This is a genomic window from Actinomadura luteofluorescens, from assembly GCF_013409365.1.
GTDB lineage: Bacteria > Actinomycetota > Actinomycetes > Streptosporangiales > Streptosporangiaceae > Spirillospora > Spirillospora luteofluorescens.
Window position 1 is genome coordinate 2,966,837 of sequence record NZ_JACCBA010000001.1, and the last position, 17,400, is coordinate 2,984,236.

The window sequence follows — 17,400 nt, forward strand, 5'->3', positions numbered from 1 at the left end:
TGAGCGGACCCCGGTTCGAGGCACGCGCCATGACAGACGAGAATGAATTGTCCCTGACAACACCAGAACCCCGCACGAGGATTCCCGCCATGACGACGAGCGTGTCGAAAGCAGCGGCTCCGGCCGAGTCCCGGCGGAGCCGTCTCGGCCTGGTGGCCGTCGGCCTCCTCGCGGCGGTGATGGCGGCCGGCTTCGGCATCCTCGCCGCGCACACGGGGCAGACGCCCGGGATCGTCCCGCAGACCGTCACCTACGACATCACCGACACGTCGGTCGAGATCAACTACACGGTGGCCAAGGGGAAGGGCGACGACGTGCGCTGCACGGTGGACGCCTACGACACCGACTTCGCGGTGCTCGCCCAGAAGGAGGTCTCCGCCCCGCCCGGGACGTCCAGCGTGAAGGGCGCGGAGACGCTGCAGACGCCGCGGCGGGCCACCGGGGCCAGGATCCGCGACTGCCGCAAGGTCTGACACCCCGCCCCGGGGACGCCGCCACCGGGCGACCGATACGCCCGGTGAGTGACGAGACACGGTTTGGCGGATTGCGGACGCCGTGTTCAGGGAACCTTTACCCGCACACACCGGATAGGCTAGAGGTTTCACCCAGCCGCACTTCATGTCGATGTGACGCCCGCCCGCGGGGGCGGGTGAGATCGCACCATGTGGATGAGGAGTACCCGTGACCGAGACCCGCGCTGACAACGTCACCTGGCTCACCCAGGAGGCGTACGACCGGCTCAAGGCTGAGCTGGACCACCTGTCGGGCCCGGGCCGCATCGAGATCGCTCAGAAGATCGAGGCGGCGCGGGAGGAGGGCGACCTGCGCGAGAACGGCGGCTACCACGCGGCCAAGGAGGAGCAGGGCAAGATCGAGGGCCGGATCCTCCAGCTCCAGGGCATCCTGGAGAACGCACGCGTCGGCGAGGCCCCGCGCACGGAGGGCGTCGTCGGGCCCGGCATGACCGTCACGGTCTCGTTCGAGGGCGACGACGAGGAGGTGACGTTCCTGCTCGCCTCCCGCGAGGAGGTCGGCGCCCCCATCGACGTCTACTCCCCGAAGTCGCCGCTCGGTGCGGCCATCGACGGCAAGAAGGTCGGCGAGAAGGCCACCTACAACCTCCCCAACGGCCGCTCGATGACCGTTGAGGTACTCGACGCCACCCCCTACGGCGGCGCGTAGCCGCCGCTTCGACACTGCGGAGGTGAAGACCGCCGGGCGGACACCGCCCGGCGGTCGTTGCTTGTGCGCCCCTACCTGGGCGGACGCCCGCGGGGCGGTCCGTCCCCGGCGGGGCCGGACACCGCGCGGACGAGCGGGAGCGTGCGGTACGGGATCTGGTTGGCGAGGGAGATCACCGAGGAGGCGCGCTCCACGCCGGCGACGTCCACGATGACGTCGATCACGCGCTGGAGGTCGGTATTGCTGCGGGCGACGATGCGGCACAGCATGTCGCCGGGGCCGGTGATGGTGTGGGCCTCGATCACCTCGGGAACCTGGGCGAGCCGGGCCGCCACCGGATCGTGGCCGCCCGCCTGCCGCAGCTGCAGCGTGACGAAGGCCGTCACCCCGTAGCCGAGCGCGGCGGGGTCGATCTCCGGGCCGTGGCCGGCGATGACGCCGTCCCGCGCGAGCCGGTCCAGCCGCGCCTGCACGGTGCCGCGGGCCACCCCGAGCCGCCGGGACGCCTCCAGGACGCCGACCCGGGGTTCGGCGGCGAACAGCTCGATCAGCCGGCCGTCCAGTTCGTCGATCGGCACGGCACCCTCCTGTGGTCGTGGTCACCATGTACAGAGCGACCGGTCGGATCGTAGGTGCACTGTACAGATTGACCAGTGTTTCAAGCCGCTCTTGCGCACCTTGCAGGCACATGTCGAGATTAGGTGGCATGGATGAGTTTCCGGTCAAGGGTATGGACGCCGTCGTCTTCGCCGTCGGCAACGCCAAACAGGCCGCCCACTACTACTCGACCGCGTTCGGGATGCGCAGGGTCGCCTACCGGGGCCCGGAGAACGGCAGCCCGGACGAGGCGGTGCACGTGCTGGAGTCGGGCGGCGCCCGGTTCGTGTTCCGCGGCCCGGTGAAGGCGGGCACCGAGATCGGGCGGCACATCGCCGAGCACGGCGACGGCGTGGTGGACCTCGCGATCGAGGTGCCCGACGTCGAGCACGCCTACCGGCACGCGCTCGCGAAGGGCGCCACCGGGCTGGAGGAGCCGCACGTCCTGGAGGACGGGTACGGCAAGGTGACGGTCGCGGCGATCGCCACCTACGGCGACACCCGGCACACGCTGGTCGACCGCTCCAACTACACCGGCCCCTACCTGCCGGGGTTCGAGCCCGCCGAGCCCATGGTGGAGCCGGTGGGCAAGCGGTTCTTCCAGGCCATCGACCACTGCGTGGGCAACGTCGAGCGCATGGACGAATGGGCTGACTTCTATCACCGTGTCATGGGCTTCACCGACATGGCGGAGTTCGTCGGCGACGACATCGCGACCGAGTACTCGGCGCTGATGTCCAAGGTCGTCGCGGACGGCACCCGCAAGGTGAAGTTCCCCCTGAACGAGCCCGCGGAGAGCAGGCGCAAGTCGCAGATCGACGAGTACCTGGAGTTCTACGGCGGGCCGGGCGTCCAGCACATCGCCCTCGCCACGAACGACATCCTGGCGTCGGTCGACCGGATGCGCGCCGCGGGCGTGGAGTTCCTGGAGAGCCCCGACTCCTACTACGAGGACCCCGAGCTGCGCGAGCGCATCGGCCAGGTGCGGGTCCCGATCGAGGAACTGCAGAAGCGCCGGATCCTGGTCGACCGGGACGAGGACGGCTACCTGCTGCAGATCTTCACCAAGCCCGTCCAGGACCGTCCGACCGTGTTCTTCGAACTGATCGAGCGGCACGGCTCGCTCGGCTTCGGCAAGGGCAACTTCAAGGCCCTGTTCGAGGCGATCGAGCGCGAGCAGGAGCGCCGCGGCAACCTGTGACACCGCGACATCCGTGACACCGCGACACCCGTGACACTGCGGCGAGCCTCGACGTCGCGGTGTCACGGACTCGGGGGACCCGGCCCCGGACGCCCACGCGTCCGGGGCCGGTCGTCGCCCGGGCGACCGCGCGCCGCCCGTACCGGGCACACTGTGGGTCCATGAGCGAACCACCCCAGGACACCCCCAACCCGGACAGCGGCTGGCAGCCGCCGGACCGGCCGCCGGGCGAGGCCCCCGCCACGCCCGAACGCCCGCCGCCGTACCAGGGCTCCTACGGCGGGCCTCCGCCCCAGGCCGTCCCCGCCGCCGGCTACGGCCACCCCGGCGCTCCGCCGCCGCAGGCGCCGCCCGTCCCCGGCTACGGCCCTCCCGGCTACCACCACCCCGGTCAGCAGGGCCCGCAGGACGTGTTCGCCGGACGGGGCGCGCGGCTCGGCGCCGGAATCCTCGACAGCTTCGTCGTCGGCCTCGCGGCGACACCGGCGGTCCTGTTCTCGATCCGCTGGGACCGGATCCAGGACATGGTCGAGTCCGGGGAGCCGATGACCAACCCGCTGGACCTCTACAACATCCCGCGCCTCGTCACCGGGTACGCGATCGCGTTCCTGCTGGGCTTCGTGTACTTCACCGTCCTGCACGCCCGGTGGGGCCAGACGCTCGGCAAGAAGGCGTTCGGGATCCGGCTGGTGCGGGCGGCCGACCTGTCCGCGGTGAGCTGGGGCCAGGCGCTCGGCAGGCAGGCCTTCGTCTACGCCATCAGCGTGACGACGGGCGCGCTGAACCTGGTCACGCCCGCCGCGGGGATCCTCGGGCTCGTCGGCCTGCTCGACAACGCCTGGATCCTGTGGGACGAGAAGCGCCAGGCCCTGCACGACAAGGTGGCCGGGACGGTGGTGGTGAAGGCGACGCCGTGGACGCCGAACCCCTACGCCCGCGAGCGGTCCGGGTCCTGAACGGCTCCGGCAAGGGCCGGGCCATGCGGGGGTAAACATTCCGGCTCCACCCGGGCGCGGCAGGGTTGGCCCGCGGTGACGCGGCGACCCTCACGGCATGACGCAACCGCCGCACGACCCCGCGTCCAGGCGAGAGCCGGACGACGACCGGCCGCACGAGGAGCAGGAGCGCCCCGACCGGCCGGGCCCCTACGGCGGCCCCCCGTACGGCGGCCCGCAGCCGTACGGGGAACAGCCGCAGGGGCAGCAGCCCCCGTACGGCGAACAACCTCCCTACGGCGAGCAACCCCGATACGGCGAGCAACCTCCGTCCGGCGAACAGCCTCCATACGGCGAACAGCCCCGGCACGGTGAACAGCCTCCATATGGCGAACAGCCCCGGTACGGCGAACAGCCTCCGTACGGCCAGCAACCTCCGTCCGGCGAACAGCCTCCCTATGGCGAGCAGCCCCGGTACGGCGAGCAGCCTTCGTATGGGGAGCAGCCTCCGCGTGAAGGCCAGCAGCCGCCCGGTGGTGGGGAGCAGTACGGTCGGCAGGCCTACGGGGAACAGCAGCCCTATGGAGAACAGCAGTGGGGCGGGCAACAGTGGGGGCAGCAGCCCCCTGGCGGGCAGCAGCCCTACGGCCAGCAGCCGTACGGTGAGCAGGGGCAGTGGCAGCAGCAGCCGTACGGGGCCCAGCCTGGGTACGGGCAGCAGCATCCGGGCTACGGGGCGGGCGGTTACGCGCACCCCTCCGGGGAGCTGGCGAGCCGCTGGGCGCGGCTGGGCGGGGGCATCGTCGACCTCGTCATCATCGGCATCGTGACGGGCCTGATCTCGATCCCGTTCGTCAACTGGAACAACGTCGTGAACCCGGAGCCGGGCACCTCCATGTACGACGGCGCCCGGGTGGGGACGAACGCGATCAGCGTCGTGCTGGCGTTCTTCTACTTCTGGCTGATGCACGCCAAGTGGGGCCAGACGCTCGGCAAGATGCTGGTGCGGACGCGGGTCGTCCGGGCCGACGACGGGCAGGCGATCACGACCGGCCAGGCGGCGGGGCGGTCCGCGTTCTACAGCGTGCTCGGGGGCATCTGCGGATGCATCGGCCTGATCGACGTCGCGTGGATCCTCTGGGACCAGCGCAAGCAGGCGCTGCACTGCAAGGTGGCGCAGACGGTCGTCGTCAGGGCCGACCCGTACCGGCCCAATCCCTACGCCCATCGCTGAGATCGCCCGCGCCGGCGGGCCTTCCGGAGCCGTTCGAGTTGCCGGGCGGGGCCTCGTCCGGGCAGGCTGGACGGCGTGCATATGGCCGGAAACTCCCCCAGCCCCCGTCGTAACGGCTCAAGGGCCGTCCGCGGCGTCGCGTTCCGCGGCGTCCCGGGGCTGGCCGCCCTCGCCGTCGCGGGGTCGCTGACCGCAGCCTGTCAGACCCCGTTCGACGACCCGGGCGCTTCCGGCCCGCCCAAGGGGCCGGTGGTGAACGGCCCGGCGGGCCCGACGACCGCGGGCGACGACTACGTGCCGGGCAACGGCAACGGCGGCTACGACGTCCAGCACTACGGGCTGAAGCTCACCATCACGCCGGACGGCCCGAAGCAGCTCGACGGCGTCGCGACGATCACCGCGAAGGCGACGGCGCGGCTCGCCCGGTTCAACCTCGACCTGACCGGCCTGGACGTGTCCTCCATCAAGGTGGACGGCGCGGCCGCGCGGCAGCAGCGCGGCGGCGGCGAGCTGGAGGTGACGCCCGCCAAGCCCCTGGAGAAGGGCAGCACGTTCACCACCGTGATCGCCTACTCGGGGACGCCGCGCCCGGTGTCGGACCCGGTGCTCGGCCGGTACGGCTGGATCCGCACGTCCGACGGCGTGTTCGTGGCGTGCCAGCCGAGCGGTGCGCACACCTGGTTCCCGAGCAACGACCATCCGAGCGACAAGGCCACCTTCGACTTCGAGATCACGGTCCCGCAGGGGCTGACGGCGATCGCCAACGGCGAGCCGGACTCGCCGCCGCAGGACTCCGGCGGCGCGACGCCCGGATCGCCGCCGGGCCTGCCCGGCGGGCCGCCCACCGACACCCCGCCCACCGAGCCGACCGACGGCCCGACGGACGGCCCGGGGGTCGTGCCGGTCGCCCACCGCGCCGGGGCGGGCGCCACCACGACCTCGAGGTGGCGGGTCAAGGACCCGATGGCCACCTACCTGGCGACCGTCGACGTCGGCCGGTTCGCGGTGCGGACGGGCCGGACGGCCGGCGGCGTCCCCAACATCACCGCCGTGGACGCGAGCACCTCCGGCGTGAACATCGACCAGTTCCACCAGCTGAACGGCCGGGTCATCGACGAGTGGTCGAAGCTGTTCGGCCCGTACCCGTTCTCCTCGACCGGCGGGCTGATCGACAACGCCGACGTCGGCTTCGCGCTGGAGACGCAGACGCGGCCGGTGTACGGGGCGTTCGGGCTCCAGCCGACCATCGTCGCGCACGAGCTGGCGCACCAGTGGTTCGGCGACAGCGTCAGCCTGTCGCGCTGGCAGGACATCTGGCTGAACGAGGGGTTCGCGACCTACGCCGAGTGGCTGTGGGACGAGAAGACCGGCGGCCGGACGGTGCAGGAGCACTTCGACGAGGCCTACAGCGGCATCGGCGGCGGGGAGCTGTGGGACGTCCCGCCCGGCGACCCCGGGCGCAAGCAGATGTTCGGCCGGTCGGTGTACGACCGGGGCGGCATGACGCTGGTCGCGCTGCGCGGACGGGTCGGCGAGGACGTCTTCTACAAGATCCTCCAGACCTGGACCAGGGAACACCGGCACGCCTCCGGGACGACGAAGCAGTTCATCCAGACGGCGAACCGGGTGTCGGGCAAGAAGCTGGACGCGTTCTTCGACGACTGGCTCTTCAAGAAGGGCCGCCCGTCCAAGTGACCGGGTGACCTCGGTCTGCGGCGGGTGAAGGCCCGGCCAGGAAACGGGAAAGCCCGGCCGGTCACCGGCCCGGCGGGGCGGGCGCACCGCCATCATCGGCCTGATGAACGGGCCTTCTCGGCGGATGAGCGCGGCCTTGACCGCCGCGATCCTGGTCGGGTCGCCCGGCGCCGCGTCCGCGTCCGAGGATCCGGGCGCCGCGGCGGAGCGGCGGGCGGCCGCACCTTGTCCACAGCCCTTGCCGCCCGCCGTGCCGCCGCCGGACGGGTGCGGCACCCCCTCGCCGGGAGCGGCGGGCCTGGGCGACCCCTACTTCGGGGACGCGGGCAACGGGGGCTACGACGTCTCCCACTACGACGTGGCGCTGGCCTACGCGGGCGTCAGGACGGGAGCGGTCGACGCGACGGTGACGGTCACGGCGACCGCCACCCAGGACCTGTCCGCGTTCGACCTCGACTTCCGCGGCCCGGAGATCACCGCCGTCACCGTGGACGGCCGGGAGGCGCGCCACCGCCGCGCCGGCCGGGAGCTGGTGGTCACGCCGGCCGGGCCGATCCGCGCCGGGCGCGCGTTCCGGGTCGCCGTCCGGTACGCGGGCAGGCCGGTGCCGGTCGGGAACAAGACGTTCGGCTCCTACGGGTGGGTGCCGAGCAAGGACGGCGCGGTCGTCGCCTCCGAGCCGGACGGCGCGTCGACCTGGCTGCCGGTGAACGACCATCCCCGCGACAAGGCCACGTACGCGTTCCACATCACCGTCCCGAAGGACCTGCGGGTCGTGGCGAACGGGCGTCCCGGCCCCGTCCGCACCGGCGGCGCGACCGCCACCTACGAGTGGGCCGAGGACGCGCCGATGGCGAGCTACCTGGCCACGGTCGCCATCGGACGGTTCCAGGTGCGGCGGACCGAGGTGGACGGCGTCCCGGTGATCACGGCCGTGGACCCGGCGTTCCGGTCGGCGGCCAAGGGGCTGGAGAGCACCACCGTCAAGGTGATGAGGTGGGCGGCGCCGCTCTTCGGCCCGTACCCGTTCGCGACGGCGGGCGGCATCGTCGACGACCCGAAGCTCGGCTACGCCCTGGAGACCCAGGAACGCCCCGTCTACGGCGGCTTCGCGCCGGACGAGGGGTTCGTCGTCCACGAGATGGCCCACCAGTGGTTCGGTGACAGCGTCGGGCTGCGCGACTGGAGCGACATCTGGCTGAACGAGGGCTTCGCGACCTACGCCGAATGGCTGTGGCGCGAGCGCACCGGCAGGGACTCGGCGGAGAAGATCTTCAAGCGGTACTACGCGCTGCCCGCGAGCTCGCCGATCTTCAGTCCGCCGCCGGGCGCGCCGGGCGCCGCGAAGATGTTCGGCTTCTCCGTCTACGTCCGCGGCGCGATGACGCTCCAGGCGCTCCGCGACCGGGTCGGCGACAAGGCGTTCTTCACGATCCTGCGGACCTGGACGGCCGAGCACCGCCACTCCACGGCCACGACGCCGCAGTTCATCGCGCTGGCCGAACGGGTGTCGGGCCAAAGGCTCACGGCACTGTTCCAGGCGTGGCTCCGTTCGGAGACCAAACCGCGGAGTTGGTGACCAGATGCCGGGTCCAGCCATAAAAACCTCACCCGACAGGCAGATTCGATACCAAATCGCGCTTGTGCGGACCCCGTTCACGAGAAAGTCTTGAGCGCGGTCATGACGGTCCACCGAGGCTACCGAGGACGAGGTCGATGAGCAGAACCCCCAGAGCGCTGGTGGCCGTGACGCTGGGCGTCGCGGCGAGCCTCGCGGTGACCGCGGCGCCCGCGGGCGCCGCCGAGCGGTTCACCCCCGGGGCGCCCGGCGCGGGCGACCCCTACTTCCCCGACATGGGCAACGGCGGCTACGACGTCGCCCACTACGACATCGGCCTGAAATACGATCCCGCGACCAAGGGCATCCAGGCGGTGACCCGCGTGACGGCGCGAGCGACGCAGAACCTGTCGCGGTTCGACCTGGACTTCCTCGGCCCGCTGAAGATCTCTTCGCTGAAGGTCGACGGCCGCGCCGCGTCCTACACGCGCACGGGCGCCCAGGAGCTGGTCATCACCCCGCGCAAGGGGATCCGCGACCGCCGCTCGTTCACGGTGACCGTGGCGTACTCCGGCGTCCCCCAGACGATCAACGACGATGCGCTGGGCGTGTCCGGCTGGGTGCCGACGCCCGACGGCGCGGTGATGCTCAACCAGCCGTTCGGCGCGGCCACCGTCTACCCGGTCAACGACCACCCGACCGACAAGGCGACCTACACCTACACGCTGACGGCCCCGAGCGGCCTCACCACGCTCGCCAACGGCGACCCGCGCGGCAAGCGGAGCGCGGGCGGCTGGACGACCACGCGCTGGGACGTCCGCAACCCGATGGCCAGCGAACTCGCCATGATCGCGATCGGCCGGTACGACGTGCTCACCGGACGGACGAAGGCGGGCATCCCCAACCTGACCGCCACCGATCGGGCGATGGCCATCAAGCCGGAGGACGCGAAGAAGTTCCACGACCAGACCGCCGAGGTCACCGACTTCCAGAACGGGCTCTACGGCCGCTACCCGTTCACCTCGACCGGCGGGATCGTCGTCAAGGCCGGCGTCGGCTACGCGCTGGAGACGCAGGGCCGTCCCGTGTACGACCTCGGGCGCCGTCCGGGCAGCATCCCGAGCACCGGCCTGCTCGCGCACGAGCTGGGCCACCAGTGGTTCGGCGACTCGGTCTCCCCGGCGAAGTGGGCCGACATCTGGCTGAACGAGGGCTTCGCGACGTACTCCGAGTGGCTGTACGCGGCGGCGCACGGCGGCCCGACCGTCCAGAAGCAGTTCGACGAGACCTACGCCACGCCCGCGAGCGACGGCCTGTGGAAGGGCAAGGTCGCCGACCCGGGCCGCGACCACATCTTCGACGGTCTCGTCTACGACCGCGGCGCGATGGCCGTCCACGTGCTGCGCACGAAGATCGGCGAGCGGGCGTTCTCGCAGTTGCTGAAGGCGTGGCCGGCGGCCTACCGGTACGGCAACGCCTCCACGAAGGACTTCGTCCGCTTCGCCGAGCGCCTGTCCCGCAAGGACCTGGACGCCTGGGCCAAGGCCTGGCTCTACTCCGAGGGCAAGCCGTCCCTGTAGGACCCCGCTCGACGGAGACACCGCACCCTCACGCCGAGCCGACCGCGTGGCCGGGGCCTCGAACTGGCCTCGGCCACGCACGCGAACGCGTGACCTGCCCGGTGAAGCGAAGCCGAAGGCGAGCGAAACCGGGCAGATCGCGAAGCGATGCCGCGTTCGCCCAGGCCAGGTCACGTAGCGAGCCGCCAGGCGAGCGAAGTGGGCCGGGACTGAGAAAACACAGCCGCCAGGCGAGCGAAGTGGGCCGGACTGCTAAAACACCCCCCTAGCTCAGCGTGAGGGTGTAGCCCTTCTCGCGGAGGCGGCCGATGACGTCCTCGGAGTGGTCGGCCCCGCGGGTCTCCAGGTGCATGAGCACCTCGGCCTCCTCGACGTGCAGGCGGGCCGCCATGCGCTCGTGCATGACGTCCAGGACGTTGACGCCCATCTCGGCCAGCTCGCTCAGCAGGGTCACCAGGGCGCCCGGACGGTCCTTCAGGCGGCAGCGCACCACCAGGTACCGTCCCGCGCCCGCGAGACCGTGCCGCAGCACCTTCGACAGCAGCAGCGGGTCGATGTTGCCGCCCGACAGCAGCACCACGACGGGCGGCTCGACGGCGTAGGCGTGCTCCAGCAGCGCCGCGACGCCCGCCGCACCCGCCGGCTCGACGACCTGCTTGGCGCGTTCGAGGCACAGCAGCAGGGCCTGGGAGATCGACTCCTCGGTCACGGTGACCACGGCGTCCACCAGTTCGGTGAACATGGCGTAGGTCAGTTCGCCCGGACGGCCGACCGCGATGCCGTCCGCCATCGTGCGCTCGATCCCGATCTGGGTCGGCTTGCCCGCCGCGAGCGAGGGCGGGAACGCCGCGGCCCGCTTGGCCTGCGCGCCGACGAGCTTGACGTCCCCGCCGCCGGTCTCCTTCGCCAGGCCCTTCACCGCCGCCGCGACCCCGGCCAGCAGCCCGCCGCCGCCCACCGGCGACACGAGCGTCCGCACCTGCGGGTACTGCTCCATGACCTCCAGGCCGATCGTGGCCTGCCCCGTGACGACGTCGGGATGGTCGAAGGGGTGGATGAACACCGCGCCGCACTCGTCCGCGTACTCCTGCGCGGCGATGAGGCAGTCGTCCACGGTCGGCCCCGGGAAGACGACTTCGGCGCCGTAGCCGCGGGTCGCGGCGATCTTCGGCAGCGGGGCGCCGACCGGCATGAACACGGTGGCCTTGCAGCCGAGCATCGAGGCGGCGAGCGCGACGCCCTGCGCGTGGTTGCCCGCGCTCGCCGCGACCACGCCGCCCGCCCGCTCGCGCTCGCTCAGCCGCGCGATCCGCACGTACGCGCCCCGGATCTTGAAGGAGCCGGTGCGCTGCAGGTTCTCGCACTTCAGCAGGACGGGCCCGCCGATCTGCTCCGACAGCACCCGGGAGGGGATCAGCGGCGTCGGGACGGCCACCCCGCCCAGCAGCTCCCGGGCGGCGCGGACGTCGTCGACACCGACCGAGGCCAGACCGACGTCACTCTCGCTCGCTCGCGGGGGGACGACCCCCCACACCCCCCGGGTCGCTTCGCTCATGTGTTCATCCTCGCACGCCGGACTTATCCGGCACTCCAATAACGATCTTGGGCGTACACCAGGGCGGCGGCGCCGACCAGGCCCGCGGTCTGCCCGAGCTCGGCCGGGACGATCCGCAGCCGCCGCGCGAACTCCATCCGCGCGTGCTCGCCGAACGCCTCCTCCAGCGGGTCGAACAGCAGCCGCCCCGCCTGCGACAGCCCGCCGCCGATCGCGGCGACCTCCAGATCGCACAGGTGCGTCGCGGACGCGATCGCGATGCCGAGGGCGCGGCCCGCGCGGCGCATCGCCGCGCCCGCGACCGGGTCGCCGCGGCGGGCGTCCTCGGTCAGCTCCACGCCGGTGGCGTCCGCGCCCACGGGCCGCCAGCCCTGCTCCCGCGCCCACGCCACCAGCCCCGGGCCGCGCGCGACCGCCTCCAGGCAGCCCCGGCCCCCGCATCCGCAGGGCGGCCCGCCGGGCTCGACGATGACGTGCCCGATGTGCCCGGCGTTGCCGCTCGCGCCGTTCACCAGGCGCCCGCCGAGCATGAGCCCGCCGCCGACACCGGTGGACACCACCATGCCGAGGACGTTGTCGTGCCCGCGGCCCGCGCCGAGCCAGTGCTCGCCGATCGCGACGCAGACCGCGTCGTTGTGGATGCGGACGGGCAGGCCCGGGTACCGGGCGCGCAGCCGCTCGCGCAGCGGGAAGCCCCGCCACGCCGGGATGTTCAGCGGGGACACCTCGGCCGCCGGCCAGGTCATCGGCCCTCCGCAGCCCACCCCGACGCCCGCGAGGGGCGGCTCCCCGGCCCCGGCGGCGACCTTGGCGAGCAGCGCCTCCAGCGCCCGCCACAGCTCCTCGCCGTCCACCCCCGGCGCGTTCGGGGTGGGGGCCCGGTCCTGGGCGGTGACGCGCCCGTCGGGCTCGACCAGCGCGGCGGCGAGCTTCGTCCCGCCGATGTCCACCGCGAGCACGGCGCTCAAACGCCCTCCTCGGCCCGGCCGAACGCGAGGATCGAGGCGGTGAAGCCGTGCACGTGGTTGCGCCCCGCGACCGGGCCGATCTCCCCCGCCGCGAAGAAGCCGCCCACCCCGGCGGGGCCGAAGGCGCGGTCCAGCACCTTGGCGTCGTGGTCGGAGTCGGGGAACATCGCCTGCCCGCGGCCGTTGCAGGAGATCAGCAGCGCGCCCTCGACCGGCGCGAGGTCGAACCGCTCCAGCAGCGCGGCGAGGTCCTCCTCGGCGGCGCCCGCGTCCCGCACCTGGAACCGGACGGTGCGCCCCACGTCCACCACGTCGCCGATCGCGATGGCGCCGGTGTCGGTGTCGGCGCCCACGACGCCGCGGACGAGGAAGTCGCCGTGCTCGTGCACGTCGGCGTACTCGTTCATCGCGACGCCGATCAGCAGCCCGCGCCCGGCGAGCTCCTGCTCCTCCTCCGGCAGCCCGAGGACGATCTGCTCCAGCTTCTCCAGCGCCGGCACGCCCGCCAGCTCGTACAGGACGTTCTCCTCGGCCCTGGTCACCACCATGTCCGGGCCGATCGGACGTGCACCCTGGCTGACGACCGTGGCGGCGGCGACCGCCCCGCCGATCACCACGCCGACCGCGCCCTCCCGGTACACCTCGCCGCCGACGAACAGCCGCGCCTCGCCGTGCCCCGTCTCGCCGAGCCCGCTGCCCTCGGCCAGCCCGCCGACCAGCGGCAGGCCGGGCAGGGCCTCGTCCGAGCGCTCCACGAACGCGTCCACCGGGAAGCTGTACGGATCGGCCAGCAGCACGCCCACCACGTCGTCGTCCTGCGCCTCCGGCATGCCGACCACGATGAGCCGGTCGTCGCCCTTCAGCGTCTCCAGCCGGAACGCGTCGAGCCGCGCGCCGGGCAGCACCGCCGCCCACGCGCTCACCGCGCCGCGCTCCTCCACCCCGCGCCCGGCCCCGATCACACCGGACGCGCTGCACCCCAGCACCAGCGCGGGACCGGCCGCCTGCTGCGCGGCCTGCGCGGCCTCCTCGATCTGCTCCGGGTCGTCGCCGGTGACGAACACGCACACCAGGTCGGGCGCCGCGCTGAGCGGTGCGAGCGCCTGCTCGACCGCCGTCGTGGCGGCGCTGGACAGATCGGGTCCGAGGGCCAGGCCATCACCGAATCGCGCCATCGGCGCCGCCTCCCTCACTCCGTTCGCCGGGTCGCTTCACACCACCAGTCTCCCCCTCCGCGCCCGTTCCACCCAAACCCCGGCGGGACGGGACGGGGCGGGCGAATCCCCGGCGGGGGTGCGATCGCGCGGACCGGCGACGTAGTGTCGGTCGCGTGCGTTCATCCACACCACGCGAGTCCTCCTCCGGCGAATCCGCACCCCGCGAATCAACGCTGGGCGCGCTGCGCTCCACCGGCCACGTGCGGCTTCCCGTCAAGGCCGAGATCCGGCGCAACCTGCTCGACCGGCTGAGATCCGGCGAACCGCGCTTCCCCGGCATCCTCGGGTTCGACGACACCGTCCTGCCCCACCTGGAACGCGCCCTGCTCGCCGGGCACGACCTGGTGCTGCTGGGCGAGCGCGGGCAGGGCAAGACGCGGCTGATCCGCACCCTGGTCGGGCTGCTGGACGAGTGGACGCCCGTGGTGGCCGGCTGCGAGATCAACGACCACCCGTACGCCCCGGTCTGCGTGCGGTGCCGCCGGCTCGCCGGCGAGCTGGGCGACGAGCTCCCCGTCGAGTGGAAGCACCGCGACGACCGCTACGGGGAGAAGCTCGCCACGCCCGACACCAGCGTCGGCGACCTGATCGGCGACGTCGACCCGATCAAGGTGGCGGAGGGCCGCACGCTCGGCGACCCGGAGACCGTGCACTTCGGGCTCGTCCCGCGCACCAACCGCGGGGTCTTCTCCATCAACGAGCTGCCCGACCTCGCCGAGCGGATCCAGGTGGCCCTGCTGAACGTCCTGGAGGAGCGCGACGTCCAGGTCCGCGGCTACGCGCTGCGGCTGCCGCTGGACGTGCTGCTCGTCGCGTCGGCCAACCCCGAGGACTACACCAACCGGGGGCGGATCATCACCCCGCTGAAGGACCGCTTCGGCGCCGAGATCCGCACCCACTACCCGCTCGAACTGGACGCCGAGCTCGCGCTGATCCGCCAGGAGGCCGACTTCGCCGACCTCGCGGGCCTGCCCGCCGAGGTGCCCGACCACCTGGTCGAGATCATCGGGCGGTTCACCCGGCTCGTCCGCGAGTCGACGGCGGTGGACGCGCGGTCGGGCGTGTCGGCGCGGTTCGCGCTCGCGGGCGCCGAGACCGTCGCGGCCGGCGCGGTGCGCCGCGCGGCGCTCACCGGGGAGGAGCACGCCGTCGCGCGGGTCTGCGACCTGCCGGCCGTCGTGCCGTCGCTGATGGGCAAGGTGGAGTTCGAGGTCAGCGAGGAGGGCCGCGAGCAGGAGGTGCTGGAGCACCTGCTGCGCCGCGCGGTCGCCGAGACCTACCGCCGGACGCTGGGCGCCGCCGACCTCACCGGCCTGCTCGACAAGTTCGACTCCGGGGACAGCGTCGAGTCGGGCGAGCTGGTGCCGGCGCGCGAGCTGCTGCGCCGCACCGGCCAGGTGCCCGGCCTCGCCAAGATCATGGAAAGGCTCGGCATGAGCGGGGAGTCCCCCGGGCAGGCCGCGGCGGCGATCGAGTTCGCCCTGGAGGGCCTGTTCCTCAGCCGGCGGCTCTCCAAGGACGTCGCCGAGGGACGGTCCGACGGGACGGCGACGTACCGGACGTGACACCACGTCCCGAGGCCTCCACGCGCGAGGGGATCCGATGAGCCGATACCGCTACGGCGCCTACGAGGACGGGCCCGACCCGCTCGCGCCGCCCTACGACGTCCGCGACGCGCTGGACGCCGTGGGCGACTCGGTGCTGGACGGCACCCGGCCGGACGACGCGCTCCGCGAGCTGCTGCGGCGCGGCCTGCCCGGCGCCGAGGGTCGCCGGGGGCTCGACGACATGCTCCGCCAGGTCCGGGAGCGGCGCCGCGCCCTGCGCGACCGGGGCCGCCTCGACGGGACGCTGGAGCAGGCCCGCGCCCTGCTCGACACCGCGATCGGGCAGGAGCGGGCCGAGCTGTTCCCCGACCCCAGCGACGACGCGCGGCTGCGCGAGGCGGAGCTGGACACGCTGCCGTCCGACACCCCGCAGGCGATCCGGCGGCTGTCGGACTACGACTGGCGCTCCGCCGCCGCCCGCCGCACCTTCGAGCAGCTCAAGGACCTGCTGCGCCGCGAGGTCCTCGACGCGCAGTTCCAGGGCATGAAGCAGGCCCTGGAGAACCAGGACCCGGCCGCCATGCAGCGGGTCAAGGACATGATGGCCGACCTCAACGCGATGCTGGAGCGGGACGCGCGCGGCGAGCACACCCAGGAGGACTTCGACCGGTTCATGGGCGAGTACGGGGACATGTTCCCCGACGATCCGCAGAACCTCGAAGATCTGGTCGACTCGCTGGCCCGCCGCGCCGCCGCGATGGACCGGCTGCTCGCCTCGCTCAGCCCAGAGCAGCGCGCCGAGCTGGCCGGGCTCATGGAGCAGGCCATGCAGGACGCGGGCCTCGCCATGGAGATGACCCGGCTCGGCGACGCGCTGCGGGCCCGCCGCCCCGACCTCGGCTGGGGGCAGCCCGAGCAGATGAGCGGCGACGACCCGCTCGGCGTGGGCGACGCCACGACCGCGCTGGCGGAGCTCGCCGACCTCAGCGAACTGGAGGCGGCCCTCGGGCAGGACTACCCCGGCGCGCGGCTCGACGACATCGACGAGGACGCCGTCCGGCGCGCCCTCGGCCGCCAGGCCGTCGACGACCTCGCCGCGCTGCGCCGCATCGAGGCCGAACTGGAGCGGCAGGGCTACCTGCGGCGACGTCGCGGGAAGCTGGAGCTGACGGCGAAGGCGGTGCGGCGGCTCGGCGAGACCGCGCTGCGCCGGGTGTTCTCCCAGCTGGCGTCCGGGCGGCAGGGCGACCACGACCAGCGGGACGCGGGCCAGGCCGGCGAGCTGACCGGCTCCAGCCGCGAATGGCGGTTCGGCGACGAGCAGCCCCTCGACGTGGTCCGGACGGTGAGCAACGCGATCCGGCGCAGCGCCATGGAGCGCGGCGTCCCGGAGGGCGGCACCGGCCTCGTGCCCCCGCCGGCGGGCGCGAAGGTCACCGAGCCCGCGCCCGCCTCCGACGCCGTGGCGGTCGGCGGGAACGGCGGCCGGCGCCCGGACGGCGTGCGGCTGAGCGTGGACGACTTCGAGGTGCACGAGACCGAGCGCCGCACCGGCGCCGCGGTCTGCCTGCTCGTCGACCTGTCCTACTCGATGGTGCTGCGCGGGACGTGGGCCGCCGCCAAGCAGACCACGCTGGCCCTGCACACCCTCGTGACCAGCAAGTTCCCGCAGGACGCGATCCAGATCATCGGGTTCTCCAACTACGCGCGGGTGCTGCACCCGACGGAGATGGCGGGCCTCGACTGGGACATGGTGCAGGGCACCAACCTGCACCACGCCCTGATGATCGCCGGACGGCACCTGGACCGGCACCCCGACTTCGAGCCGATCGTCCTCGTCGTCACCGACGGCGAGCCCACCGCGCACCTGCGCCCGGACGGCCGCTCGCTGTTCGACTACCCGCCGTCCACCGACACGCTCGTGCTCACCCTCGCCGAAGTCGACAAGATGACCCGGCGCGGCGCCTGCATGAACTTCTTCATGCTCGCCGAGGACCGGCGGCTCGTGTCCTTCGTGGAGGAGGTCGCACGCCGCAACGGCGGCCGCGTCTTCGCCCCCGACGCCGACCGCCTAGGCGAATACGTCGTCAGCGACTACCTAAGACTGAGGCGTACTTAATTGCTTTCTGGC

At 72.8% G+C, this 17,400-nt stretch carries 14 protein-coding genes; 10 read left to right on the forward strand and 4 right to left on the reverse strand.

Going from position 1 to position 17,400, the window contains the following annotated elements; all coding sequences use genetic code 11:
- The first annotated feature begins 89 nt into the window (after window positions 1-89).
- Window positions 90-473, forward strand: coding sequence for a DUF4307 domain-containing protein (locus tag BJY14_RS13675; RefSeq protein ID WP_179843969.1), 384 nt, complete (start codon window positions 90-92; stop codon window positions 471-473).
- 208 nt (window positions 474-681) lie between these two features.
- On the forward strand, window positions 682-1,182 hold the full coding sequence (gene greA, locus BJY14_RS13680) for a transcription elongation factor GreA (RefSeq protein WP_179843970.1): 501 nt from the start codon (window positions 682-684) through the stop codon (window positions 1,180-1,182).
- A 71-nt stretch (window positions 1,183-1,253) separates the two neighbouring features.
- On the opposite strand, the gene BJY14_RS13685 is transcribed toward greA, so the two are convergent.
- The gene (locus tag BJY14_RS13685) at window positions 1,254-1,760 is read right to left on the reverse strand and encodes an Lrp/AsnC family transcriptional regulator (protein ID WP_179843971.1); all 507 of its coding nucleotides are present in this window, start codon (window positions 1,758-1,760) and stop codon (window positions 1,254-1,256) included.
- 128 nt (window positions 1,761-1,888) lie between these two features.
- Between BJY14_RS13685 and hppD the strand changes: the two genes are divergently transcribed.
- The 6 genes from hppD to BJY14_RS13715 all read left to right on the forward strand — a co-directional run bounded on the left by hppD (window position 1,889) and on the right by BJY14_RS13715 (window position 9,982).
- Window positions 1,889-2,980: a 4-hydroxyphenylpyruvate dioxygenase gene (hppD, locus tag BJY14_RS13690; RefSeq protein WP_179843972.1), complete on the forward strand. Its 1,092-nt coding sequence runs from the start codon at window positions 1,889-1,891 to the stop codon at window positions 2,978-2,980.
- 161 nt (window positions 2,981-3,141) lie between these two features.
- The gene (locus BJY14_RS13695) at window positions 3,142-3,936 is read left to right on the forward strand and encodes an RDD family protein (RefSeq protein WP_179843973.1); all 795 of its coding nucleotides are present in this window, start codon (window positions 3,142-3,144) and stop codon (window positions 3,934-3,936) included.
- A 97-nt stretch (window positions 3,937-4,033) separates the two neighbouring features.
- A complete protein-coding gene (locus BJY14_RS13700) occupies window positions 4,034-5,149 on the forward strand; it encodes an RDD family protein (RefSeq protein WP_179843974.1) in 1,116 nt (371 codons plus the stop codon).
- 81 nt (window positions 5,150-5,230) lie between these two features.
- Window positions 5,231-6,844: a M1 family metallopeptidase gene (locus BJY14_RS13705; protein WP_179849355.1), complete on the forward strand. Its 1,614-nt coding sequence runs from the start codon at window positions 5,231-5,233 to the stop codon at window positions 6,842-6,844.
- A gap of 103 nt (window positions 6,845-6,947) precedes the next feature.
- Window positions 6,948-8,423 (forward strand): M1 family metallopeptidase, encoded by a 1,476-nt coding sequence (locus tag BJY14_RS13710; RefSeq protein ID WP_246395899.1) that lies wholly within the window; start codon window positions 6,948-6,950, stop codon window positions 8,421-8,423.
- Window positions 8,424-8,560: 137 nt separating this feature from the next.
- A complete protein-coding gene (locus tag BJY14_RS13715; protein ID WP_179843975.1) occupies window positions 8,561-9,982 on the forward strand; it encodes a M1 family metallopeptidase in 1,422 nt (473 codons plus the stop codon).
- Window positions 9,983-10,247: 265 nt separating this feature from the next.
- Here BJY14_RS13715 and ilvA read toward each other — a convergent pair whose 3' ends face one another.
- From ilvA to BJY14_RS13730, 3 genes are read right to left on the reverse strand one after another with little or no spacing between them, the layout of a single operon-like run.
- Window positions 10,248-11,537, reverse strand: a complete 1,290-nt coding sequence (gene ilvA, locus BJY14_RS13720; protein ID WP_179843976.1) for a threonine ammonia-lyase — start codon at window positions 11,535-11,537, stop codon at window positions 10,248-10,250.
- Window positions 11,538-11,560: 23 nt separating this feature from the next.
- Complete coding sequence (locus BJY14_RS13725) at window positions 11,561-12,496, reverse strand: ROK family protein (protein ID WP_312879788.1); 936 nt, start codon at window positions 12,494-12,496, stop codon at window positions 11,561-11,563.
- Between the two features lie 5 nt (window positions 12,497-12,501).
- Entirely contained in the window at window positions 12,502-13,680 is a 1,179-nt protein-coding gene (locus tag BJY14_RS13730) for an FIST signal transduction protein (RefSeq protein WP_179843978.1), read from the reverse strand.
- Window positions 13,681-13,835: 155 nt separating this feature from the next.
- On the opposite strand from BJY14_RS13730, the gene BJY14_RS13735 reads away from it, so the two are divergent.
- Window positions 13,836-15,287 carry a sigma 54-interacting transcriptional regulator gene (locus BJY14_RS13735; RefSeq protein WP_376770003.1) on the forward strand — a complete coding sequence of 484 codons (1,452 nt, stop codon included), beginning with the start codon at window positions 13,836-13,838 and terminating at the stop codon, window positions 15,285-15,287.
- 37 nt (window positions 15,288-15,324) lie between these two features.
- Window positions 15,325-17,388, forward strand: a complete 2,064-nt coding sequence (locus BJY14_RS13740) for a vWA domain-containing protein (protein ID WP_179843979.1) — start codon at window positions 15,325-15,327, stop codon at window positions 17,386-17,388.
- Window positions 17,389-17,400: the final 12 nt, after the last annotated feature.